Below are 24140 nucleotides of genomic sequence, written 5' to 3' on the forward strand. Positions count from 1 at the left end.
TTCAATACGATAAAAAAACATCATCGCGACCGAATTCAGTGGCCGCGATATTCCCTCCGGGCATAGCTTGTCGCTTGCCGGGATCGGAATCGCAACCTAGTCTAGCTATAGCGATTTCGTCCGGAAGACGAGCAAGCAGTGCCAATGCAAGGGACCTCATGAATCAAACGCGGACTCTCGGAACGCCACGGCTGTTGGGCATCGTCTGGCCATTTATCGCCGTTGTGGTGTTTCAAGCCTTGTTGGGCGGCGTTAGCCTTTACGTACTGTCGGCGGTTCGCGGCTATGTTGCTGGCGAAAGCCTCTGGTCCAAGGGCCAGAAGGACGCAATCTATTACCTCAACCTCTATGCCGACAGCGGCGACGAAGCGATTTTTCGTAAATACCAGCACGCCATTTCCGTGCCTCAGGGCGGGCATGAGTTGCGCGTGGCGCTGGATCATCAACCGCCGAATATAGAGGCGGCACGTGTGGCGATTCTCAAGGGTGGCAACCACCCGGAAGACGTTTCCAGCCTGATCTGGCTGTACCTCAACTTTCGTCACTTCAGTTACCTCGAAAAAGCCATCAACCTTTGGACCGTGGGGGATGCCTATCTGGTCCAGCTCGATGACGTTGCGCGGGACATGCATCAGCACATCACTGCCGGCCCGGCCTCCGGTGCGGATGTACAGCGCTGGAAGGAGCAGATTTTCGCCATCAACGACGGCGTGACGCCGGCGGCAAAGGCGTTCAGCGATGCCTTGGGTGAAGGTTCGCGGGTCATTCTTCGTTTGCTGCTGCTGACTAACCTCGCCACTGCTCTTGGATTGATTGCGCTGGCGCTGATGCGCACCCATAAACTGCTCAAGCAGCGCCATGCGTTCGCCGATGCGCTGCAACTGGAAAAAGAACGGGCGCAGATCACCCTGCAATCAATTGGTGATGGGGTGATCACCACGGATGTTTCCGGTGCAATCGCCTACATGAATCCGGCGGCCGAAGCGATGACCCACTGGAAGGCCGAGCAGGCGACGGGATTGCCGCTGGCGGCGCTGTTCAACCTGTTGGACGAAAATGCCCAGACCGATGGTTTCACCCTGATCGAGCATATTCTGAGCGGCCAGCTCAGTGGCGGCAGTGAACACTCCAAGTTGATTCAACGCCTGGACGGCAGCACGGTGTCGGTCACTCTGGTGGGCGCGCCCATCCGCAATGCCGGAAAAGTCAGCGGGACGGTGCTGGTGCTGCATGACATGACCCAGGAGCGGCAGTACATCGCCAATCTGTCGTGGCAGGCGACCCACGATGCCTTGACCGGCCTTGCCAACCGTCGCGAGTTCGAATATCGCCTGGAACAGGCGCTGCACAACCTGACCCGCCATTCGGGTCGCCATGCTCTGATGTTCCTCGATCTGGACCAGTTCAAGCTGGTCAACGATACCTGCGGCCACGCGGCGGGGGACGAACTGCTGCGGCACATCTGCGCGCTGTTGCAATCGGGGCTGCGCGAAGGCGACACCCTGGCGCGCCTTGGCGGCGACGAGTTCGGCATCCTGCTGGAAAACTGCGCACCGGAAGCAGCGGAGAAAATTGCCGAAAGCCTGCGCCAGACGGTGCAGAATCTGCATTTTGTCTGGAAAGGCCGGCCTTTCGTGACCACTGTCAGTATCGGGCTGGTCCATGTCGCGCAGAACCCGACGACGCTCGAAGCCTCGCTGCGTGCTGCCGACATGGCGTGCTACATGGCCAAGGAAAAGGGTCGGAACCGGGTCCAGGTCTATCATCCGGATGACTCGGAATTGTCCCTGCGCTTCGGCGAGATGGCCTGGGTGCAGCGTTTGCACATGGCGCTGGAGGAAGACCGCTTCTGCCTGTACGCCCAGGAAATTGCCCCCTTGGGTCATGTCGATCAGGACGGCGGGCACATTGAAATCCTGCTGCGATTACATGATGAAGCCGGGCGAATGATCTTGCCCGACAGTTTCATTCCGGCAGCTGAACGCTATGGCCTGATGAGCTCGCTTGATCGTTGGGTGGTGCAGAACGTGTTCAAGATCATCGCCCAATGCCGGGCCGAGCAAGGCCACGGACCGCTGGCCATGTGTGCGATCAATCTGTCAGGCACGACGATCGGGGATGAGGCGTTTCTGGACTTCTTGCGCGAACAGTTTGTGACGTATTCGATTCCGCCTGAAATGATTTGTTTTGAAATTACTGAAACCAGTGCCATTTCAAATCTTGGCAGCGCCATTCGATTCATTAATGAACTCAAAGGCTTAGGCTGCCATTTTTCGCTGGATGACTTTTGCGCCGGAATGTCCTCATTCGCGTACCTGAAACATTTGCCTGTAGACTTCCTGAAGATCGACGGGAGTTTCGTAAAGGATATGCTGGACGACCCGATTAACCGCGCCATGGTCGAAGTGATCAATCACATTGGCCATGTGATGGGTAAGCGCACGATTGCCGAGTTTGTCGAAACGCCCCAGATCGAGCAGGCATTGCTGGAGATCGGGGTGGATTACGCTCAAGGGTATGTGATTGAACGCCCGCAGTTGTTTACCAGTGATAGTCTGTTAAGTCGTCCCGCCAGGCCTCAACCGCTGTTGTTCAAGGCGCCTGGCACGTTCCGTTGAGACTCCTGTCGGTCTTACAATCACAATCAAAAGGAGCTCGACAGTGATCGATACATTCAACCGAACCGGACCGCTCATGGAAGCTGCAAGTTACCCTGCCTGGGCCCAGCGCCTGATCCAGGATTGCAGCGAGAGCAAGCGCCGGGTTGTCGAACACGAACTGTACCAACGCATGCGAGACAACAAACTCAGTGCGAAGACCATGCGCCAGTACCTGATCGGTGGCTGGCCGGTGGTCGAACAGTTCGCGTTGTATATGGCACAAAACCTGACCAAGACCCGCTTTGCCCGTCATCCCGGCGAAGACATGGCCCGTCGCTGGCTGATGCGTAACATCCGCGTCGAACTGAACCACGCCGATTACTGGGTGAACTGGAGTCGCGCGCACGGTGTCAGCCTGGAGGAGCTGCAGGCTCAGCAGGTTCCCCCCGAGCTTCACGCCCTGAGCCATTGGTGCTGGCACACCAGTTCAGCCGACTCGCTGATCGTTGCGATTGCCGCTACCAACTACGCCATCGAAGGGGCGACCGGGGAGTGGTCGGCGGTAGTGTGTTCCAACGGTGTCTACGCCGCGTCGTTCCCCGAGGAAGATCGCAAGCGGGCGATGAAGTGGCTGAAGATGCATGCTCAGTACGACGATGCCCATCCATGGGAAGCCCTGGAGATCATCTGCACATTGGCGGGCACCAACCCCGGCAAATCCCTGCAGGTGGAGTTGCGTCAGGCCGTTTGCAAGAGCTACGACTATATGTACCTGTTTCTCGAACGTTGCATGCAAATGGAGCACGCAGAGCGGGTACCGGTCGTGCGTGAGCGGATGGCGTTGGCCGAAGGCTGATTCAATCGCTGCTTGAAAAACAACTGTGGGAGCGAGCCTGCTCGCGAATACGGACTGTCAGTCAACATCATCGTTGAAAGTCAGATCCCATTCGCGAGCAAGCCCGCTCCCACTTTGGTTTGTGTCGTGGCTGAAAAATCAGCCCGCCATCTCCAGCCGGTTACGACCTTCGCGCTTGGCCACATACAACGCGCTGTCTGCCCGTCGCAACAGGCTTTCGGCAGACTCGCCGGGCAACAGGGTCGAACAGCCGAGGCTGACCGTCAGCAGGATCCTGTGACCATCGGCCAGGTACTCTTCAGACTGGGCTGCAAACCGCAGCCGCTCACCGACCATGGCTGCGGCCTCGCGACAGGTATTCGACAGCAGGATCAGGAACTCCTCGCCGCCATAGCGGAACACCATGTCCACGTTGCGCAGCTGGTTTTTGATCGTGGCGGCGACCGCCTTGAGCACGTCATCGCCTGTGCTGTGGCCATGGGTATCATTGACTAGCTTGAAATGATCGATGTCCAGCATCAGTACTGACAACGGTTGCAGATGGCGCCGGGACAGTTCGATTTCCCTTTGCAGCGTCTGGTCCATGGCGATGCGGTTACCGGCACCCGTCAGCGGGTCGCGCAGTGCGCTTTGGGTGGCGGTACGGTACAGCAGCGCATTGCGCATCGGGAAAAGCAGTGCGGCTAGCAGTGATTCGAGATTGCCCTGATCCTGTTCGCTGAAACGCTGATTGCGACGGAAGATCAGCTCACCCAGGTGTTCGCCTTCGTGGCTGAGGCTGTAACTGATGGAGTGGTGGCCGCGTTGGCCGAACTCCAGGCGCAGGTCACTGCTCTTGTGCTGGTAGCACAAGGCGTCCAATGGCACCAACCGCTGAATCTCGCGATAGAACGTCCCAAGAATGCGTTGCGGCTCCAGACTGGTTTGCAACTGCAGGCTCAGTTGCTGGCGCAATTGCGCAAGACTGACAGGTCTTTCCAGGAGGGGCGGCTGCTGACCAAAGCCCAGGCGCTGCAATTTGGCGCTATCGAAGTCAATTGCGTTGGTCTGGGAAGGTGGTTTCATAAGGCATGCGCCCCTAAGCAGTAAGGCTGTCTTACAAGCAGGGTGAGAGCGGCTTAGGGCTGCGCGTCGTACTGGTCCGTCAGTCCCGTAGGACATTTCGTACAAGTTTAATCCGCTTTGTAGAAGATGAGTAATCTCTGCGCTCAAGCTTCACCCCCGTCTGCTTTCACTTTACGTGTCTGAGCAAACTTAGAGCGAAAGTCGTGCCATTCGGTTCATCCGAATAAAAGTCGTATTAAATCAATTGGTTGTTGTTTGTCTGCTACCTGTGTAGCGCGGCGTGTGACGTTTGTTTGACAGGTGCCTGGCTCGAACCCGAGAGCCTTCAAGTGCCGCGACAGGAAGCTGGCGCGGCACTAAAAAGCGACGTACGGTCGTTACTGGGCGTTGAACGCCTGGCCATTGATACCGGTGCTGTCCGGGCCCATCAGGTAAAGGTAGACCGGCATGATCTCCTCGGGCGTCGGGTTGTTCAGTGGGTTTTCACCCGGGTAAGCCTGGGCGCGCATGCTGGTGCGGGTGGCGCCCGGGTTGATGCTGTTGGAGCGCACCGGGGCCACGGTATCGACTTCGTCAGCCAGGGTTTGCATCAAGCCTTCAGTGGCGAATTTGGAGACGCCGTAAGCGCCCCAATACGCACGCCCCTTGCGGCCGACGCTGCTGGAAGTGAACACCACCGAGGCATCCTGCGACAACTTGAGCAGCGGCAGCAGGGTGCTGGTGAGCATGAACATGGCATTGACGTTGACTTGCATGACCCGCATGAAATTTTCGCCGGAAAGCTGCTCGATCGGCGTGCGCGGGCCGATGATCGAGGCATTGTGCAGAAGACCGTCGAGATGCCCGAATTCGCTTTCGATCATCGCTGCCAGCTCATCGTATTGATGGGGCAGGGCGGTTTCGAGGTTGAAGGGGATGACTGCCGGTTGTGGATGGCCGGCGGCTTCGATTTCGTCGTAGACCTGGGTCAGGTTGGCTTCGGTCTTGCCCAGCAGCAGCACGGTTGCGCCGTGTGCCGCGTAGGTTTTTGCCGCTGCGGCACCGATGCCGCGTCCTGCGCCGGTGACCAGAATGACCCGATCCTTGAGCAGTTCGGGGCGGGCGGAATAATCAAACATAAAAAACCTCTACAAAAATTCTTCAGGTCAAGCGCTATCCCTGTAGGAGCGAGCTTGCTCCGGGCGGCGTTCCGACGATGGGCGTAAACGATGACGCGAGAAGTCTGGCACCCCGTGGCGCTCTCAGGTTCTTCGCGAGCAAGCTCGCTCCTACAGAGGTCAACGACAGTCTCAGCAGCTACAGAGGGCGCTATCCAAAACCTTGCGCAGCTCCAACGGATGATCGACCACCACGTCCGCTCCCCAATGCCGCGGGTTGTCATCCGGGTGGATATAGCCGAAGGTGACGGCGGCAGTCTTGGTGCCGGCATCGCGGCCCGACTCGATGTCGCGCAGGTCATCGCCGACGAACAGCACGCTGGCCGGGTCCAGGTCGAGCATCTTGCAGGCGAGGATCAGCGGCTCGGGATCCGGTTTGCTGTTTTTCACATGATCCGGGCAGATCAGCAGCGCCGAACGCTCGGCCAGTCCCAGCTGTTGCATGATCGGCTCGGCGAAGCGCAGCGGCTTGTTGGTGACCACGCCCCAGATCAGGTGGGCCTTCTCGATGTCCGCCAGCAGTTCGCCCATGCCGTCGAATAGCTTGCTATGGACGGCACAACCCACGAGGTAGCGCTCCAGGAACTCCAGGCGCAATTCCTCGAATCCCGGCGATTCCGGGTCCATGGAGAAGGTCACTGCAACCATCGCCTTGGCGCCGCCGGAAATCTCGTCGCGAATGTGCTTGTCGTTCATCGGTGGCAAGCCACGGTCGGCACGCATCGCCTGGCAGATCGCAATGAAGTCCGGCGCGGTGTCGAGCAGGGTGCCGTCCATGTCGAAAAGAACTGCTCTGATTGGCATCGGCTTATTCCTCGCGCAGGGTCTGGATCATGTAGTTGACGTCCACGTCGGAGGCCAGTTTGTAGTGCTTGGTCAGCGGGTTGTAGGTCAGGCCGATGATGTCCTTGACGGTCAGGCCGGCCATGCGGCTCCAGGCGCCAAGTTCGGAAGGGCGGATGAATTTCTTGAAGTCGTGGGTGCCGCGCGGCAACAGCTTCATGATGTATTCGGCACCGACGATGGCGAACAGGTACGCCTTCGGATTGCGGTTGATGGTCGAGAAGAACACCTGGCCGCCGGGCTTGACCATGCGGAAGCAGGCACGGATGACCGACGACGGGTCTGGCACGTGCTCAAGCATTTCCAGGCAGGTGACCACGTCGAACTGCTCGGGCATTTCCTCGGCCAGGGCTTCGGCGGTGATCTGCCGGTATTCGACGCTCACGCCCGACTCCAGCTGATGAAGCTGGGCAACCGCCAGCGGCGCTTCGCCCATGTCGATACCCATCACGGTCGCGCCGCGCTGAGCCATGGCTTCGCTGAGGATGCCACCGCCGCAACCGATGTCGAGGACCTTCTTGCCCGCCAGGTTGACCCGCTCGTCAATCCAGTTCACCCGCAGCGGGTTGATGTCGTGCAGCGGTTTGAATTCGCTTTCGCGGTCCCACCAGCGATGGGCCAGGGCCTCGAATTTGGCGATTTCGGCGTAGTCGACGTTGCTCATGGTTTAAGTCCTCTAAAACTTGAAAAATCCTGTTGCCCCGGATTGTGCTCCAGGGTGCTTACGATTCGGTGCGGCCACTGATGCGCCGGCCCCAGGCCTTCGCGACAGTACTTAGCTGTTGTTCATCCAGGCGTGTCAGGCGACGGTCGTCGAGCAACTGCTTGCCGGCAACCCAAAGGTGTTTCACGCAGTCCCGGCCGGTGGCGTATATAAGCTGCGAAACCGGGTCGTAGACCGGCTGCTGGGCCAGGCCCGAGAGATCGAAAGCCACCATGTCCGCGGCCTTGCCGATTTCCAGCGAACCGACTTCGGCCTCGATACCCAGTGCCCGGGCACCGTTGAGGGTGGCCATGCGCAAGGCACGATGGGCATCCAGTGCGGTGGCCGAGCCAGCGACAGCCTTGGCCAGCAGGGCCGCGGTGCGGGTTTCGCCGAGCAGGTCCAGGTCGTTGTTGCTGGCCGCGCCATCGGTGCCGACCGCGACATTGACCCCGGCCTGCCACAAACGCTCTACCGGGCAGAACCCGCTGGCCAGTTTCAGGTTCGATTCCGGGCAATGAATCACATTGCTGTTGCTTTCTACCAGCAGCGTCATGTCTTCTTCGCTGATCTGGGTCATGTGAACCGCCTGGAAGCGTGGCCCCAGCAAGCCCAGGCGCGCCAGTCGGGCCAGCGGTCGTTCGCCGCGCTGCTCGACCGATTGCTGCACTTCAAACGCCGTTTCATGCACGTGCATGTGGATCGAGGCGTCCAGTTCTTCGGCGATCACCCGGATTTTTTCCAGGTTTTCGTCGCCCACGGTGTAGGGTGCATGGGGGCCAAAGGTGATTTTGATGCGCTCGTGGTGCTTGAGATCGCCAAACAGCTCGACGCCCTGACGAATGGCTTCGTCCGCTGTAGCGGCGCCCGGAATGGGGAAGTCGAGGATCGGAATCGCGATCTGCGCGCGAATGCCGCTGTTGTGCACGCGCTCGCTGGCAACCTTCGGGAAGAAGTACATGTCAGAGAAACAGGTGATGCCACCTTTGATTTGCTCGGCGATGGCCAGATCCGTGCCGTCGCGCACGAAGTCCTCGTCGACCCACTTGGTTTCGGCGGGCCAGATGTGGTTTTCCAGCCAGGTCATCAATGGCAGGTCATCGGCCAGGCCACGAAACAGCGTCATCGCCGCGTGCCCGTGGGCATTGATCAGGCCGGGGCTGAGCAACATGTCGGGCAACTCGCGGGTTTCGGTTGCGTTAAGCTTCAGTGCGGCGGAACGTGGGCCGATAAACACGATGCGTCCATCACGAATGCCCACGCCATGTTCCTTGAGGACAACACCAGCGGGTTCGACGGGTACCAGCCAGGTCGGCAGCAATAACAGGTCGAGCGCAGCGGCAGTGTTCGGCATCGAGGGTCGGTTCCAGTGCTTTTGTAAAGGATGGCGAAGTATACCCGAGCGTCTTCGCGGGGGGATCGCTATAATCGGCGGCTTTTGTTCATGAGTGCGGGGTGAGGGATGCGCGATCGACTGTTGGCTGCGGAAAAGGTAAAGGCCATCGATTGGCGTGATGGCGCTCTCCATCTGCTGGATCAGCGCATTTTGCCGTTCGAGGAAACCTGGATCGCCTACACCAGTGCAGCCGGTGTGGCCGAGGCCATTCGCTCGATGGTGGTGCGCGGTGCGCCGGCGATTGGTATCAGTGCCGCTTATGGCATCGTGCTCGCGGCCCGTGCCCGGATTGCCGAAGGTGGCGACTGGTACGCGGCGCTGGAAGAGGATTTCGCGCTGCTGGCCGATTCCCGTCCCACTGCGGTCAACCTGTTCTGGGCGCTGGGCCGCATGCACGACCGGCTTGATCGCCTGAAAGACAATGCCGATCCGCTGGAGGTGCTGGAGGCAGAGGCCATCGCCATTCACGAAAGCGATCGCGAAGCCAACCTGACCATGGCGCAACTGGGTGTGGACCTGATCCGCAAGCATCAGGGCAACGCCCAGGCGATCCTGACCCACTGCAACACCGGCGCGCTGGCCACGGGCGGCTTTGGCACGGCGCTGGGGGTGATTCGTGGGGCTTTCATCGAGGGCATGGTCGAGCGGGTGTATGTCGACGAAACCCGCCCGTGGCTGCAGGGCTCGCGGCTGACCGCGTGGGAACTGGCCAATGAAGGCATTCCAGTGACCCTCAATGTCGATTCCGCCGCCGCGCATATCATGAAGACCAAAGGCCCTACCTGGGTCATCGTCGGTGCTGACCGGATCACCGCCAATGGCGACGTGGCCAACAAGATCGGCACCTATCAACTGGCCGTCAACGCCATGCACCACGGCGTGCGCTTCATGGTGGTGGCGCCGAGTTCGACCATCGACATGCACCTGGCCAGCGGCGATGACATTCCGATTGAGGAACGTGATGGCCGCGAGTTGCTGGAGGTCGGTGGCAAGCGGGTGGGCGCGGATGTCGAAGCGTTCAATCCGGTGTTCGATGTGACTCCGGCGGACCTGATCGATGCGATCGTCACCGAAAAAGGCATCGTCGAGCGCCCGGATACGGCGAAGATGGCGCAGTTGATGTGCCGCAAGCGTCTGCATTGATCATCGCCGGCGTCTGACGAATCGCCATCGCGAGCAGGCTCGCTCCCACAGTTGATCGAGGTGTGACCGCAATTGTCGACACAATAAAGAACCGCTGTGGGAGCGAGCCTGCTCGCGAAGAGGCTCTCAAAGCCCACGAATCAGCCAGATCCTGCCCTGAATTCCCTATTCAAAACGGCTCTAAGCCCCTCTCGTCCCCTTCAAGCCTGTCACCGGTCAACTAACTACTCTCCATGCGCATCTGGGGGATAGGTGCGTGGCGGCTCTTGTGATAACATCCGGCGGTTTCCAGGGTTGCCCGAAGTGGCGACCCGTACTGCGCAGATCCATGGCATAACTCGTTGATTTGTCGTAAGTCGGTGCATGGCACTCAGCCTGTATCGGCGAGCTTCGTTGGTCCCATATGGATGTGACGAAGTTTCACCAGAAAAAGGAATCAGGCTTCTCATGGGCGAACTGGCCAAAGAAATCCTCCCGGTCAATATCGAAGACGAGCTGAAGCAGTCCTACCTCGACTACGCGATGAGCGTAATTGTCGGGCGGGCACTGCCGGATGCGCGCGATGGCTTGAAGCCCGTGCACCGGCGCGTGCTGTTCGCGATGAGCGAGCTGGGCAACGACTTCAACAAGCCGTACAAGAAATCTGCCCGTGTTGTCGGTGACGTGATCGGTAAGTATCACCCGCACGGTGATACCGCGGTGTACGACACCATCGTTCGGATGGCGCAGCCATTCTCCCTGCGCTACCTGCTGGTAGACGGCCAGGGCAACTTCGGTTCGGTGGACGGCGACAACGCCGCGGCCATGCGATACACCGAAGTGCGCATGACCAAGCTGGCGCACGAGCTGCTGGCTGACCTGCATAAAGAAACCGTGGACTGGGTGCCGAACTACGACGGCACCGAAATGATCCCGGCGGTCATGCCGACCCGTATTCCCAACCTGCTGGTCAACGGCTCCAGCGGTATCGCCGTGGGCATGGCGACCAACATTCCGCCGCACAACCTCGGTGAAGTCATCGACGGTTGCCTGGCGCTCATCGACAATCCAGAGCTGACTGTCGACGAGCTGATGCAATACATCCCCGGTCCGGACTTCCCGACCGCCGCGATCATCAACGGTCGTGCCGGCATCATCGAAGCCTACCGCACCGGTCGCGGGCGCATTTACATGCGCGCCCGCTCGATGATCGAAGACATCGACAAAGTCGGTGGCCGCCAGCAGATCGTCATCACCGAACTCCCTTACCAGCTGAACAAGGCGCGTCTGATCGAGAAGATCGCCGAACTGGTAAAAGAGAAGAAGCTCGAAGGCATCACCGAGCTGCGCGACGAGTCCGACAAGGACGGTATGCGCGTCGTGATCGAACTGCGTCGCGGCGAAGTGCCTGAGGTCATCCTCAACAACCTCTACGCCCAGACCCAGCTGCAAGCGGTGTTCGGTATCAACATCGTCGCGCTGATCGACGGCCGTCCGCGGATCCTGAACCTCAAGGATCTGCTGGAAGCCTTCGTCCGCCACCGTCGCGAAGTGGTGACCCGTCGTACCGTGTTCGAACTGCGCAAGGCGCGCGAGCGTGGTCACATCCTTGAAGGTCAAGCGGTTGCCCTGTCGAACATCGACCCGGTCATCGCCCTGATCAAGGCATCGCCAACGCCGTCGGAAGCCAAGGAAGCGCTGGTCAGCACCCCTTGGGAGTCCTCGGCCGTGGTGGCAATGGTCGAACGTGCCGGCGCCGATTCGTGCCGTCCGGAAAACCTCGATCCGCAATACGGTCTGCGCGACGGCAAGTACTTCCTGTCGCCAGAGCAGGCGCAAGCCATTCTGGAACTGCGTCTGCACCGCCTGACCGGCCTGGAACACGAAAAGCTGCTGGCCGAGTATCAAGAGATCCTCAACCAGATCGGCGAGCTGATCCGCATCCTCAACAGCGCCACGCGCCTGATGGAAGTGATTCGCGAAGAGCTGGAAGTGATTCGCGCCGAGTACGGCGACGTGCGTCGCACCGAGATCCTCGATGCCCGTCTCGACCTGACCCTGGGTGACATGATCCCGGAAGAAGAGCGCGTCGTGACCATTTCCCACGGTGGCTACGCCAAGACCCAGCCGCTGGCTGCGTACCAGGCCCAGCGTCGTGGCGGTAAAGGCAAGTCGGCGACCGGCGTCAAGGATGAGGACTACATCGCTCACCTGCTGGTTGCCAACAGCCACACCACGCTGCTGCTGTTCTCCAGCAAGGGCAAGGTGTACTGGCTGAAAACCTACGAAATCCCTGAAGCGTCCCGCGCTGCCCGTGGTCGTCCGCTGGTCAACCTGCTGCCGCTGGACGACGGTGAGTACATCACCACCATGCTGCCGGTCGAGGAATACACCGAAGGTCACTACATCTTCATGGCCACCGCCAACGGCACCGTGAAGAAGACCCCGCTGGAATCCTTCAGCCGTCAACGCAGCGTCGGCCTGATCGCACTGGAACTGGACGAAGGCGACGTGCTGATTTCTGCTGCCATCACCGATGGCGAGCGTGAAGTCATGCTGTTCTCCGACGGCGGCAAAGTGACGCGCTTCAAGGAATCCGACGTTCGCGCCATGGGCCGTACCGCCCGCGGTGTGCGCGGCATGCGTCTACCGGAAGGTCAGAAGCTGATTTCCATGCTGATTCCGGAAGAAGGCAGCCAGATCCTCACCGCTTCGGCGCGTGGCTACGGCAAGCGCACGGCGATCACCGAGTTCCCTGAATACAAGCGTGGCGGTCAGGGCGTTATCGCCATGGTCAGCAACGAACGTAACGGCCGTCTGGTCGGTGCGGTCCAGGTACTCGACGGCGAGGAAATCATGCTGATTTCCGACCAGGGCACCCTGGTGCGTACCCGTGTCGACGAAGTGTCCAGCCTGGGTCGTAACACCCAGGGCGTGACCCTGATCAAACTGGCCAACGACGAAACGCTGGTCGGGCTGGAGCGGGTTCAAGAGCCGTCGGAAGTCGAGGGTGAAGAGCTGGAAGGTGAAGAGGGTGAAGGGTTTGTCGGTGAAGTCGTGATCGACGACGTTGCCGAAGACCAGCAACTCGATGCCGCCGCTGACGAAGAACCACAGGAATAAGTGGGCAAGCAGGGGGCGGATGAAAATTCGCCCCCTTGTTGTTTGTCCCTTTTGAAATAATGAGATCCCCTGTAGGAGCGAGCTTGCTCGCGATGGTCGTCAACGATAACGCAGGGCGTCTGGTGCACCCTTGCGTTCTCAGGTTTTTCGCGAGCAAGCTCGCTCCTACAGTGATACCACCAAATCAGAGCGAGATTGGATGTGAGCAAGAGAGCCTATAACTTCTGTGCCGGTCCTGCGGCGCTTCCCGAAGCTGTCCTGCAGCGCGCCCAGGGTGAACTCCTCGACTGGCACGGCAAGGGTCTGTCGGTCATGGAAATGAGCCATCGCAGTGATGAGTTCGTGTCCATCGCCACCAAGGCCGAGCAGGATCTGCGTGATCTGCTGAATATCCCCTCGAACTATAAAGTGCTGTTTCTGCAAGGCGGCGCCAGCCAGCAATTTGCTCAGATTCCTCTGAACCTGTTGCCGGAAAACGGCTCGGCCGACTATATCGACACCGGTATCTGGTCGCAGAAGGCGATCGAAGAAGCTTCGCGCTTCGGCCACGTCAACGTTGCCGCCACCGCCAAGCCTTACGATTATTTCGCCATTCCCGGCCAGAACGAGTGGAAGCTGTCGAAAGACGCGGCCTACGTTCACTACGCGCCGAACGAAACCATCGGCGGCCTGGAGTTTCAGTGGATCCCGGAAACCGGCGATGTTCCGCTGGTGGCTGACATGTCCTCGGACATCCTGTCGCGCCCGGTGGATGTGTCGCGCTTCGGCATGATCTACGCCGGTGCCCAGAAAAACATCGGCCCGAGTGGTATCGTCGTCAACATCGTACGCGAAGACCTGTTGGGCAAGGCCCGTTCCCTGTGCCCGACCATGCTCGACTACAAGGTCGCGGCCGATAACGGTTCGATGTACAACACCCCGCCGACGCTGGCCTGGTACCTGTCCGGCCTGGTGTTCGAGTGGCTCAAGGAGCAGGGCGGCGTCGAGGCCATCGGCAAGCTCAACGAAGTCAAGCAGCGCACGCTGTACAGCTTCATCGATGCCAGCGGCCTGTATAGCAACCCGATCAACAAGTCGGACCGCTCGTGGATGAACGTGCCGTTCCGCCTGGCTGATGATCGCCTGGACAAGCCGTTCCTGGCCGGTGCCGACGAGCGTGGCCTGTTGAACCTCAAGGGCCACCGTTCCGTGGGTGGCATGCGCGCCTCCATCTATAACGCCGTCGACATCAACGCCGTCAATGCGCTGATTTCGTACATGGCAGAGTTCGAGAAGGAACACGGCTAATGTCTGAGCAAGAACTCAAGGCACTGCGCCTGCGCATTGATGCCCTGGACGAAAAGGTCCTTGAGCTGATCAGTGAGCGCGCGCGCTGCGCCCAGGAAGTCGCGCGAGTAAAGATGGCCTCGCTGGCCGAAGGCGAAGTGCCGGTGTTCTATCGTCCTGAGCGCGAAGCTCAGGTGCTCAAGCGTGTCATGGAGCGCAACCAGGGGCCGCTGGGCAACGAAGAGATGGCGCGGTTGTTCCGTGAAATCATGTCTTCGTGCCTGGCGCTCGAACAGCCGCTGAAAGTGGCTTATCTCGGCCCTGAAGGCACCTTCACTCAGGCAGCGGCCATGAAGCATTTCGGTCACGCCGTGATCAGCAAGCCGATGGCGGCGATCGACGAAGTGTTCCGTGAAGTGGCGGCGGGGGCGGTGAATTTTGGTGTGGTGCCGGTGGAGAACTCCACCGAAGGCGCGGTCAACCACACCCTCGACAGCTTCCTCGAACATGACATGGTGATCTGTGGTGAAGTCGAGCTGCGTATCCACCATCACCTGTTGGTCGGTGAAAACACCAAGACCGACAGCATCAGCCGCATCTACTCCCACGCCCAGTCACTGGCCCAGTGCCGCAAGTGGCTGGACGCCCATTACCCGAATGTCGAGCGCGTGGCGGTGTCCAGCAACGCCGAAGCGGCCAAGCGGGTCAAGGGTGAGTGGAACTCGGCGGCGATTGCCGGCGATATGGCGGCCGGCCTGTACGGCTTGACCCGTCTGGCCGAAAAAATCGAGGACCGTCCGGATAACTCCACGCGCTTCCTCATGATCGGCAACCAGGAAGTGCCACCAACCGGCGACGACAAGACATCGATCATCGTTTCGATGAGCAACAAGCCGGGTGCGCTTCACGAGTTGCTGGTGCCGTTCCACGACAATGGCATCGACCTGACGCGAATCGAGACCCGTCCGTCGCGCAGCGGTAAATGGACCTATGTGTTCTTCATCGACTTCGTCGGCCACCACCGCGACCCCTTGGTCAAAGGTGTGCTGGAAAAGATCAGTCAGGAAGCAGTGGCACTCAAGGTGCTGGGTTCCTACCCGAAAGCAGTTCTCTAAGGGGCGGTAGCAAATGAGTGGCAATTTCCTCGCTCTGGCACAGCCGGGCGTGCAACAACTTTCGCCTTACGTTCCGGGCAAACCCGTGGACGAACTGGCGCGTGAGCTGGACCTAGATCCAGCCAGCATCATCAAGCTGGCGAGCAACGAAAATCCGCTGGGCGCTGGCCCCAAGGCGCTGGCGGCGATCCGCGATGCGCTGGCCGAGCTGACCCGTTATCCGGACGGCAACGGTTTTGCCCTCAAGAGCCTGCTGGCCGAGCAGTGCCGCGTCGAACTCGATCAGGTCACGTTGGGCAACGGTTCCAACGACATCCTGGAACTGGTTGCGCGTGCTTATCTGGCACCGGGCCTGAACGCCGTGTTCAGCGAGCATGCATTCGCTGTCTACCCGATTGCCACCCAGGCGGTCGGCGCACAGGCCAAAGTGGTTCCGGCCAAGGATTGGGGGCATGACCTGCCTGCCATGCTGGCGGCGATCGATGCCAACACCCGCGTGGTGTTCATCGCCAACCCGAACAACCCGACCGGGACCTGGTTCGACGCCGAGGCGCTGGACGAATTCCTGCAGGATGTGCCGGAGCATGTGCTGGTCGTACTGGACGAGGCTTACATCGAATACGCCGAAGGCAGCGATCTGCCGGATGGCCTGGACTTCCTGGCGGCTTATCCGAACCTGCTGGTTTCCCGCACCTTCTCCAAGGCCTATGGCCTGGCGGCGCTGCGCGTGGGTTATGGCTTGTCCACGGCGGTGGTCGCAGACGTGCTGAACCGTGTACGCCAGCCGTTCAACGTCAACAGCCTGGCCCTGGCCGCGGCCTGTGCAGCGTTGAAGGACGAAGAGTATCTGGCGCAAAGCCGTCAGTTGAACGAGTCCGGCATGCAGCAGCTGGAGGCCGGCTTCCGTGAGCTGGGGCTGAGCTGGATACCATCCAAAGGCAATTTCATTTGCGTCGATCTCGGTCAGGTTGCGGCCCCGGTGTTCCAGGGCTTGCTTCGTGAAGGCGTGATCGTGCGTCCGGTGGCCAACTACGGCATGCCAAACCACCTGCGCATCACCATTGGCCTGCCGGCAGAGAACAGCCGCTTCCTTGAGGCGCTGACCAAGGTTCTGGCTCGTGGTTGATGTCACTGCGCTGCAATCTGCTGAGCCTATGATCGGTCGCCTGGTGGTGGTCGGTCTCGGGTTGATCGGCGGTTCGTTTGCCAAGGGCTTGCGTGAAAGCGGTCTGTGCCGCGAAGTGGTCGGAGTCGATCTCGATCCGCAATCGCGCAAGCTCGCGGTCGAGTTGGGTGTTGTGGATCGCTGCGAGGAAGACCTGGGCGTTGCTTGTCAGGGCGCCGACGTCATCCAGCTGGCGGTGCCGATCCTGGCCATGGAGAAAGTGCTTGCGCGTCTGGCGGGCATGGATCTGGGGCAGGCGATCCTGACCGATGTCGGCAGTGCCAAGGGCAATGTGGTGCGCGCGGCCACCGAAGCATTTGGCAAGATGCCGTCATGCTTTGTGCCGGGGCACCCGATTGCCGGTTCAGAGCAGAGTGGGGTGGAAGCCTCCAACGCTGAACTGTTCCGTCGCCACAAAGTGATCCTGACGCCGCTGGAGCAAACCGATCCGGCAGCCCTGGCGGTAGTCGACCGTTTGTGGCGCGAGTTGGGCGCCGATGTCGAGCACATGCAGGTCGAGCGTCACGACGAAGTACTGGCCGCGACCAGCCATCTGCCGCACTTGCTGGCGTTCGGCCTGGTCGATTCGCTGGCCAAACGCAATGAAAATCTTGAGATCTTCCGTTACGCAGCGGGCGGTTTCCGCGATTTCACAAGAATCGCCGGAAGCGACCCGGTCATGTGGCACGACATCTTCCTCGCCAACCGCGAAGCTGTCCTGCGCACACTCGATACATTTCGCAGCGATCTCGACGCCTTGCGCGACGCGGTCGATGCAGGGGATGGGCACCAATTGTTGGGCGTTTTCACTCGCGCCCGGGTTGCCCGCGAGCATTTCAGTAAAATCCTGGCCCGTAGGGCCTATGTGGACGCTATGAATTCCAACGATCTGATTTTCCTGGCTCAACCTGGTGGCCGCCTGTCCGGTCGGATTCGCGTACCGGGTGACAAATCGATTTCCCACCGTTCGATCATGCTTGGCTCCCTGGCCGAAGGCGTCACCGAAGTCGAAGGTTTCCTCGAGGGCGAAGATGCCCTGGCGACCTTGCAGGCTTTCCGTGACATGGGCGTGGTCATCGAAGGTCCGCACCACGGTCGCGTGACCATTCACGGCGTTGGCCTGCATGGCCTGAAGCCGGCACCGGGCCCGATCTATCTGGGCAACTCCGGTACTTCGATGCGTCTGCTGTCCGGCCTGTTGGCTGCGCAGAACTTCGACAGCACCCTGACCGGCGACGCTTCGCTGTCCAAGCGCCCGATGAATCGTGTGGCCAATCCGCTGCGTGAAATGGGCGCGGTGATCGAAACCGCCGCCGAAGGTCGTCCACCGATGACCATTCGTGGTGGCAACAAGCTCAAGGGCCTGACCTATACCATGCCGATGGCCAGTGCCCAGGTTAAGTCCTGCCTGCTGCTGGCCGGTCTGTATGCCGAAGGCAAGACCACGGTGACCGAGCCTGCTCCGACCCGCGACCATACCGAGCGCATGCTGCGTGGCTTCGGCTACCCGGTAACGGTCAACGGTGCGACCGCATCGGTCGAGTCCGGCAACAAGCTGACCGCGACCCACATTGAAGTCCCGGGTGATATTTCGTCCTCGGCGTTCTTCCTGGTAGCGGCATCGATCGCTGAAGGTTCGGAACTGGTGCTGGAACACGTCGGCATCAACCCGACCCGTACCGGCGTGATCGACATCCTGCGCCTGATGGGCGCTGACATCACCCTGGAAAACCAGCGTGAAGTGGGTGGCGAACCGGTGGCTGACTTGCGCGTACGTGCAGCTAAACTCAAGGGTATCGAGATTCCCGAGGCGCTGGTTCCGCTGGCGATCGACGAGTTCCCGGTGCTGTTCGTCGCCGCCGCCTGTGCCGAAGGGCGCACCGTGTTGCGTGGTGCCGAAGAGCTGCGGGTCAAGGAGTCGGATCGCATCCAGGTCATGGCGGATGGTTTGCTGGCGCTGGGCGTCAAGTGCGAACCAACCCCGGATGGCATCATCATCGACGGCGGCCAGATCGGCGGCGGTGAAGTGCACGGTCATGGTGATCACCGTATTGCCATGGCGTTCAGCGTTGCTTCGCTGCGCGCTACTGCGCCAATCCGCATTCATGATTGCGCCAACGTCGCGACGTCGTTCCCGAATTTCCTGGTGTTGTGCGCACAGGTCGGTATTCGCGTGGCGCAAGAGGCACAGTCGTGAACAACATTGCACCGGTCATCACCATCGATGGGCCAAGTGGTTCGGGCAAGGGCACGGTAGCCGGGATTCTGGCCAAGCGCCTGGGCTGGAACCTGCTGGATTCCGGTGCGTTGTACCGATTGCTGGCCTTCGCCGCGCATAACCATGGTGTCGACCTGACCAATGAAGAGCTGCTGAAGAAACTCGCCGCTCATCTGGATGTGCAGTTCATCGCGGCGACGGACGGTCAGTTGCAACGCATCATTCTGGAAGGTGATGAAGTCAGCGATGTCATTCGCACCGAAAGCGTCGGTTCCGGTGCTTCCCAGGTGGCTGCGTTGCCGGCTGTACGCGAGGCGCTGCTGCAGCGCCAGCGGGCTTTTCAGGAAGCGCCGGGTCTTGTGGCGGATGGACGCGACATGGGCACAGTGGTTTTTCCTGACGCGCCACTGAAGATTTTTCTGACCGCCAGCGCCGAGGAGCGGGCGCGCCGTCGATATTTGCAGTTGAAGGGCAAGGTCGAGGGTGTTAGTCTGTCGAGTCTGCTAGATGAGATACGTGCGCGCGATGAGCGTGACACCCAGCGAGCGGTAGCCCCGCTCAAACCGGCGGCTGACGCCATACAGCTGGATTCCACGGAATTATCCATCGACCAGGTGCTGGAACGCATCATGAGCGAGATCGCCATTCGCGATATCGCCGGGTGACCAAGAAGGCCGCAGGGACCAGTCATAGTCCTGCGGTGGCTTCTTTTAAATGAAACTAACCCACACCGTCTGGGGTGTGGAGATGGGCGTATTCTTCGCCCTCATCAACAGGAATTAAAATGAGCGAAAGCTTTGCGGAACTCTTTGAAGAAAGCCTAAAAACCCTGAACCTTCAGGCAGGCTCCATCATCACCGGTGTTATCGTTGATATCGATTACCAAGCTCGCTGGGTAACCGTTCACGCTGGCCTGAAGTCTGAAGCACTGATCCCGCTGGAGCAGTTCTACAACGACGCTGGCGAACTGAACATCAACGTCGGTGACGAAGTTCACGTTGCTCTGGACTCGGTTGAAGACGGTTTCGGTGAAACCAAGCTGTCCCGTGAAAAAGCCAAGCGCGCTGAATGCTGGATCGTTCTGGAAGCAGCCTTCGCAGCCGAAGAAGTGGTCAAGGGCGTTATCAACGGTAAGGTTAAAGGCGGCTTCACTGTCGACGTTAACGGCATCCGTGCGTTCCTGCCAGGTTCTCTGGTTGACGTCCGTCCAGTGCGCGACACCACGCACCTGGAAGGCAAAGAGCTGGAATTCAAGGTCATCAAGCTGGACCAGAAGCGCAACAACGTTGTCGTTTCCCGTCGCAGCGTCCTGGAAGCTGAGAACTCCGCCGAGCGCGAAGCTCTGCTGGAATCCCTGCAGGAAGGCCAACAAGTCAAAGGTATCGTCAAGAACCTCACCGATTACGGCGCATTCGTCGATCTGGGTGGCGTCGATGGCCTGCTGCACATTACCGACATGGCTTGGAAGCGTATCAAGCATCCTTCCGAAATCGTCAACGTTGGCGACGAGATCGATGTCAAGGTTCTGAAATACGATCGCGAGCGCAATCGTGTTTCCCTGGGCCTGAAGCAACTGGGCGAAGATCCATGGGTTGCTATCAAAGCCCGTTACCCAGAAAGCACTCGCGTTACCGCTCGTGTAACCAACCTGACCGACTACGGCTGCTTCGCTGAGCTGGAAGAAGGCGTTGAAGGTCTGGTACACGTTTCCGAAATGGACTGGACCAACAAGAACATCCATCCTTCGAAAGTCGTACAAGTCGGCGACGAAGTGGAAGTCATGGTTCTGGACATCGACGAAGAGCGTCGTCGTATCTCCCTGGGCATCAAGCAGTGCAAATCTAACCCATGGGAAGATTTCTCTGGCCAGTTCAACAAGGGCGATAAAATCTCCGGCACCATCAAGTCGATCACCGATTTCGGTATCTTCATTGGTCTGGACGGCGGCATCGACGGTCTGGTTCACCTGTCCGACATCTCCTGGAACGAAGTGGGCGAAGAAGCCGTTCGCCGCTTCAAGAAGGGCGACGAGCTGGACACCGTTATCCTGTCGGTTGACCCAGAGCGCGAGCGCATCTCCCTGGGTATCAAGCAACTGGAAAGCGATCCGTTCTCCGAGTACGTTCAAGAGAACGACAAAGGCGCCATCGTTAAAGGCATCGTGAAGGAAGTTGACGCTAAAGGCGCCATCATCACTCTGGCCGACGATATCGAAGCGACTCTGAAAGCCTCCGAAATCAGCCGTGACCGCGTTGAAGACGCGCGCAACGTTCTGAAAGAAGGCGAAGAAGTAGAAGCCAAGATCATCAGCGTTGACCGCAAGAGCCGTGTAATTCAGCTCTCGATCAAGTCGAAAGACGTTGAAGACGAGAAAGAAGCAATCCAGAGCCTGCGCGACAAGCCAGTAGCTACTGATGCTCCTGTGGCCACCACTCTGGGTGACCTGCTGCGTGCACAAATGGAAAAGCAGAACTAAGTTCTGACTTTCTGTAAAAAAGGGCGACTTCGGTCGCCCTTTTTTGTGCCTGGCGTTTGGTGAATTGCGTTCGGAAGCAGGTGCTTGGGGCGCGAACCAAAAACGCCGAAAGAAGGTCTGAATGTTTAGTCGGATCAAGCGCTTATTTACAGCTAGTCTTTAGCCTGAGACTAATGATCGCCTGGCAGGCTTTCTGGCAAAAGGACGTGAATGAACAAGCTCATTGTCGCAGTGGCAGTGCTGGCATTGGCGGGTTGTACCACCGGCGCCAAAACTCACGTAGTGCGTGGGGTTAGCGGTATTGAGGTCGATTGTTCGGGGCTCGGTTCGAAATGGGACAAGTGTTACAAGCGTGCGGCCAAGGAATGCAAGGGAGCGGGCTACCAGGTCGTGGCAAGGTCTGATGATCTCAAGGAAGACGAGGAGGAGGGTGGGCTTTTTGGGTTCAACCCGGCAGGTTTCCTGACGCGCACTATGCTGGTGATTTGCCGATGACAGGGTGATCGCCCAGAGTCTTCCCGTTCCGGGAATCAAGCATTTTGGGGGCCTGGGATGGATGGCAAAACTCAGACTGTTCAAAATCGTGCAGGCGTGCTAAAACCTTTGAAGCGCTGATCTAGCTGCTTGAAAAAGAAGGGAAAAATATGACGAAGTCGGAGTTGATCGAACGAATTGTCACCCATCAAGGGCTGCTCTCATCCAAGGATGTGGAGCTGGCCATCAAGACCATGCTTGAGCAAATGTCCCAATGTCTGGCTACCGGGGATCGTATCGAGATCCGGGGGTTTGGCAGCTTCTCTCTGCACTACCGCGCACCACGGGTAGGGCGCAATCCGAAAACCGGCCAGTCTGTCAGCCTCGATGGCAAGTTCGTTCCGCATTTCAAGCCCGGGAAAGAGTTGAGGGATCGGGTGAATGAGGATGAGGAAGATTGCAGTGATGATTAATTGGCGAGACAGCAGTCGCTTCAAGCGATTCGTGATCACAGGGTTTGTGTTGTTTGTATCAATTCCATGCCTGCTCTTCGTGCTAGAAAACCAGCAGCTTGTTGCCGTCTCCTTTTTAGGTTTTTCTTCACCACAGCTTCAGTTGTCGATTTTTGGCGTTGTTTCATTCTTGGTCGGAATGATTGTGGGGGGCGGTGTTGTGTCTGCTTATGCCTTGAGGGTCAGGAGCAGGGGGCGATAAGTTGAACATTGATTTTATTGGAATTTGTTTCTGGTGTTCAGCAGAGGCAATGATGCGGTATCCTGCGCGCGTTCGTTGACACGGGAATTCATTGCTGTTTGCGCTTTAGTTGTTAAGGTTTTCTGGCGCAAATGTAGTCGCAATGGAAACCTATAGACGATGTGGTGCTGGGTATTGACGGTCAAGATCAGGGTGACGTCTCTTGGGAGTCGATGGACGATTGCATCGAAGAGATGCGCCGATGGGAGATTTTTCAGTATTTGCGGGATGATCTGCTGGTAAAAGTCAACCGTGGCGCCATGAGCGCGAGCCTCGAAACCCGGGCACCCTTGCTCGATCATCGAGTCGCGTAACTGGCGTTTTCTTTGTCTTCAGAGCAGTTGATCAAAAATGGCGTCGGGAAATGGCCGCTTCGCGAACTGCTCAAGAGAAATGTACCTACCTCGTTCTTCGATAGACCAAAGGCGGGCTTCTCTATTCCATTGGCGAAATTGTTGCGTGGACCACTGAGAGAGTGGACAGAGGACTTGCTGGCTGAGGAGCGAATCAAGAGAGAGGGTTATTTCGATTGTCAGAAAATTCGCTCGGCGTGGCTCCAGCATCAAAACGGAACGTACGATCGTAGTCTTCATTTGTGGAATATTCTGATGTTCCAATCCTAGCTTGATAAAAATAGTCGCTAATTCAGATTGAGCAAAAGGTTTTCCATGAAGATAGTTTTCAACGCGCTCTCTGCCCGTCTAGGTGGAGGTCAGACATATCTGATTAACCTTTTTCAGTTCGTACCCTTCTACAAGGATCTTGAGATCCGCGTGTTCGCCCCTTCGTCACTCAAGCTGCCGGATCACCCAAAGGCCCGTCGAGTCGAACCTGCCTGGCCGACAGAAAATTCGATTGTCAGAGCCTTGTGGGAAAAGTGGGTGCTGCCCGGTATCTTGAAGGCTGAAAAGGCTGACGTGCTGTTTTGTCCCGGGGGAGTAGTTGGCGCTTGTGCACCAGCAGGTTGCAAGGTTGCGACGATGTTTCGGAGCATGATTCCATTTGATTTGCGCGTACGAAAAAGTTTACTGCTGGGGTTGCAACGACTCAGAAACTGGTTGTTGAACCGCATTATGCTCAAGAGCATGTCTGAAGCTGATCTGACGATATTTATTTCAAGCTATGCACGAAGTGTCATCGAATCGCTGACCAAGGCTAAAAAAACCGTTACTATCCATCATGGAATTGGCTCTGTGTTTTGGATGCACGGTAAAAGTACTGTTCGTCCGGACTTCTTGCCCGGGAAAGAGTACATTTTATATGTGTCGAAATTTGATGTTTACAAACACCATTTTCAAGTGGTCAGTGCTTGCGGGGAGTTGTCTAAGGAATTTTGCGAAAGGTTTTCGCTGATTCTTGTCGGGGAAACAAATCTGCCGGAAGCAGAGCGCGTAAAGGCTCTTATTGCAAGGCTAGGCCTGGAAGATCGGGTCCTGCTACTGGGCGCTATTCCTTATCAGGAACTTCCCCCGCTGTATCACCACGCTCATCTGAATCTCTTTGCCTCGTCGTACGAGAACTGCCCAAACATCCTTCTTGAAGCGCTCGCTTCAGGTCGGCCGATGATTTGTTCTAATGTTATGCCTATGCCGGAGTTTGGAGTGGACGCAGCAGTTTACTTTTCGCCGTTTGATTCCCAAGACATAGGTCAGGTACTGACAAAGGTTTTAACAAATCCCGAACTCTTGAAAAAGCTGGCCGTTGCGGCGGTTGCGCAAAGTGATGAGTTTAACTGGGAAGGTGCCTCAAGAAAAACGTGGTCCGAGTTGCTGGCGTTGGCCAAGTTGAACAAAATGGGTGTTTGATAA

At 58.5% G+C, this 24140-nt stretch carries 19 protein-coding genes and 2 pseudogenes; 15 read left to right on the plus strand and 6 right to left on the minus strand.

The features are described 5' to 3' along the window. Positions 1-158 precede the first annotated feature (158 nt). Together KGB20_RS13665 and KGB20_RS13670 are read left to right on the plus strand one after the other, a co-directional pair. Positions 159-2618 carry an EAL domain-containing protein gene (locus tag KGB20_RS13665; protein ID WP_090457153.1) on the plus strand — a complete coding sequence of 820 codons (2460 nt, stop codon included), beginning with the start codon at positions 159-161 and terminating at the stop codon, positions 2616-2618. Positions 2619-2694: 76 nt separating this feature from the next. Next, positions 2695-3456: an iron-containing redox enzyme family protein gene (locus tag KGB20_RS13670; protein ID WP_263293073.1), complete on the plus strand. Its 762-nt coding sequence runs from the start codon at positions 2695-2697 to the stop codon at positions 3454-3456. A gap of 138 nt (positions 3457-3594) precedes the next feature. Here KGB20_RS13670 and KGB20_RS13675 read toward each other — a convergent pair whose 3' ends face one another. The 5 genes from KGB20_RS13675 to KGB20_RS13695 form a co-directional block, all read right to left on the minus strand. Further along, on the minus strand, positions 3595-4521 hold the full coding sequence (locus KGB20_RS13675) for a GGDEF domain-containing protein (RefSeq protein WP_057713764.1): 927 nt from the start codon (positions 4519-4521) through the stop codon (positions 3595-3597). A 377-nt stretch (positions 4522-4898) separates the two neighbouring features. After that, positions 4899-5639, minus strand: coding sequence for a YciK family oxidoreductase (locus tag KGB20_RS13680; RefSeq protein ID WP_007999919.1), 741 nt, complete (start codon positions 5637-5639; stop codon positions 4899-4901). Positions 5640-5810: 171 nt separating this feature from the next. Next, positions 5811-6482 carry an N-acetylmuramic acid 6-phosphate phosphatase MupP gene (gene mupP / locus KGB20_RS13685; protein WP_223532523.1) on the minus strand — a complete coding sequence of 224 codons (672 nt, stop codon included), beginning with the start codon at positions 6480-6482 and terminating at the stop codon, positions 5811-5813. Positions 6483-6486: 4 nt separating this feature from the next. After that, complete coding sequence (gene ubiG, locus KGB20_RS13690; protein WP_008148706.1) at positions 6487-7185, minus strand: bifunctional 2-polyprenyl-6-hydroxyphenol methylase/3-demethylubiquinol 3-O-methyltransferase UbiG; 699 nt, start codon at positions 7183-7185, stop codon at positions 6487-6489. A gap of 58 nt (positions 7186-7243) precedes the next feature. Beyond that, positions 7244-8578 carry a TRZ/ATZ family hydrolase gene (locus KGB20_RS13695; protein WP_223532525.1) on the minus strand — a complete coding sequence of 445 codons (1335 nt, stop codon included), beginning with the start codon at positions 8576-8578 and terminating at the stop codon, positions 7244-7246. Between the two features lie 108 nt (positions 8579-8686). On the opposite strand from KGB20_RS13695, the gene mtnA reads away from it, so the two are divergent. From mtnA to ihfB, 11 genes and pseudogenes are all read left to right on the plus strand, one after another. Then, complete coding sequence (gene mtnA / locus KGB20_RS13700) at positions 8687-9763, plus strand: S-methyl-5-thioribose-1-phosphate isomerase (RefSeq protein ID WP_057713768.1); 1077 nt, start codon at positions 8687-8689, stop codon at positions 9761-9763. 447 nt (positions 9764-10210) lie between these two features. Continuing rightward, positions 10211-12865, plus strand: a complete 2655-nt coding sequence (gene gyrA, locus KGB20_RS13705; protein ID WP_057713769.1) for a DNA gyrase subunit A — start codon at positions 10211-10213, stop codon at positions 12863-12865. A gap of 59 nt (positions 12866-12924) precedes the next feature. Continuing rightward, positions 12925-13038, plus strand: a pseudogene (locus KGB20_RS13710) (outer membrane lipoprotein carrier protein LolA); the annotation flags it as partial. 28 nt (positions 13039-13066) lie between these two features. After that, positions 13067-14152 (plus strand): 3-phosphoserine/phosphohydroxythreonine transaminase, encoded by a 1086-nt coding sequence (serC, locus tag KGB20_RS13715; protein ID WP_057713770.1) that lies wholly within the window; start codon positions 13067-13069, stop codon positions 14150-14152. Then, the gene (pheA, locus tag KGB20_RS13720) at positions 14152-15246 is read left to right on the plus strand and encodes a prephenate dehydratase (RefSeq protein ID WP_007939916.1); all 1095 of its coding nucleotides are present in this window, start codon (positions 14152-14154) and stop codon (positions 15244-15246) included. The genes serC and pheA overlap by 1 nt, the downstream gene beginning before the upstream one ends. A gap of 13 nt (positions 15247-15259) precedes the next feature. Next, complete coding sequence (gene hisC, locus KGB20_RS13725; protein ID WP_057713771.1) at positions 15260-16372, plus strand: histidinol-phosphate transaminase; 1113 nt, start codon at positions 15260-15262, stop codon at positions 16370-16372. Positions 16373-16400: 28 nt separating this feature from the next. Then, a complete protein-coding gene (locus tag KGB20_RS13730) occupies positions 16401-18608 on the plus strand; it encodes a bifunctional prephenate dehydrogenase/3-phosphoshikimate 1-carboxyvinyltransferase (RefSeq protein WP_263293086.1) in 2208 nt (735 codons plus the stop codon). Continuing rightward, positions 18605-19294, plus strand: a complete 690-nt coding sequence (cmk, locus tag KGB20_RS13735) for a (d)CMP kinase (protein WP_007973641.1) — start codon at positions 18605-18607, stop codon at positions 19292-19294. Before KGB20_RS13730 ends, cmk begins: the two co-directional genes overlap by 4 nt. Positions 19295-19413: 119 nt before the next feature. Beyond that, positions 19414-21105 carry a 30S ribosomal protein S1 gene (gene rpsA / locus KGB20_RS13740; protein WP_007973639.1) on the plus strand — a complete coding sequence of 564 codons (1692 nt, stop codon included), beginning with the start codon at positions 19414-19416 and terminating at the stop codon, positions 21103-21105. Between the two features lie 210 nt (positions 21106-21315). Continuing rightward, positions 21316-21600 carry a hypothetical protein gene (locus KGB20_RS13745; protein WP_223532529.1) on the plus strand — a complete coding sequence of 95 codons (285 nt, stop codon included), beginning with the start codon at positions 21316-21318 and terminating at the stop codon, positions 21598-21600. 149 nt (positions 21601-21749) lie between these two features. Beyond that, positions 21750-22052, plus strand: a complete 303-nt coding sequence (ihfB, locus tag KGB20_RS13750) for an integration host factor subunit beta (RefSeq protein ID WP_223532531.1) — start codon at positions 21750-21752, stop codon at positions 22050-22052. A gap of 255 nt (positions 22053-22307) precedes the next feature. Here the strand turns inward: ihfB and KGB20_RS13760 are convergent, their stop codons facing one another. Continuing rightward, positions 22308-22634 carry a hypothetical protein gene (locus KGB20_RS13760; protein WP_223532626.1) on the minus strand — a complete coding sequence of 109 codons (327 nt, stop codon included), beginning with the start codon at positions 22632-22634 and terminating at the stop codon, positions 22308-22310. Between KGB20_RS13760 and KGB20_RS29290 the strand changes: the two are divergent. Both KGB20_RS29290 and KGB20_RS13770 read left to right on the plus strand, forming a co-directional pair. Then, a pseudogene (locus KGB20_RS29290) lies at positions 22527-22955 on the plus strand (asparagine synthase-related protein). The gene KGB20_RS13760 and the pseudogene KGB20_RS29290 overlap by 108 nt on opposite strands. A gap of 45 nt (positions 22956-23000) precedes the next feature. Further along, positions 23001-24137 carry a glycosyltransferase family 4 protein gene (locus KGB20_RS13770; protein WP_223532533.1) on the plus strand — a complete coding sequence of 379 codons (1137 nt, stop codon included), beginning with the start codon at positions 23001-23003 and terminating at the stop codon, positions 24135-24137. Positions 24138-24140 lie beyond the last annotated feature (3 nt).

The organism is Pseudomonas sp. BF-R-30 (assembly GCF_019956175.1).
In the GTDB taxonomy this organism is placed as follows: Bacteria; Pseudomonadota; Gammaproteobacteria; order Pseudomonadales; family Pseudomonadaceae; genus Aquipseudomonas; species Aquipseudomonas jessenii.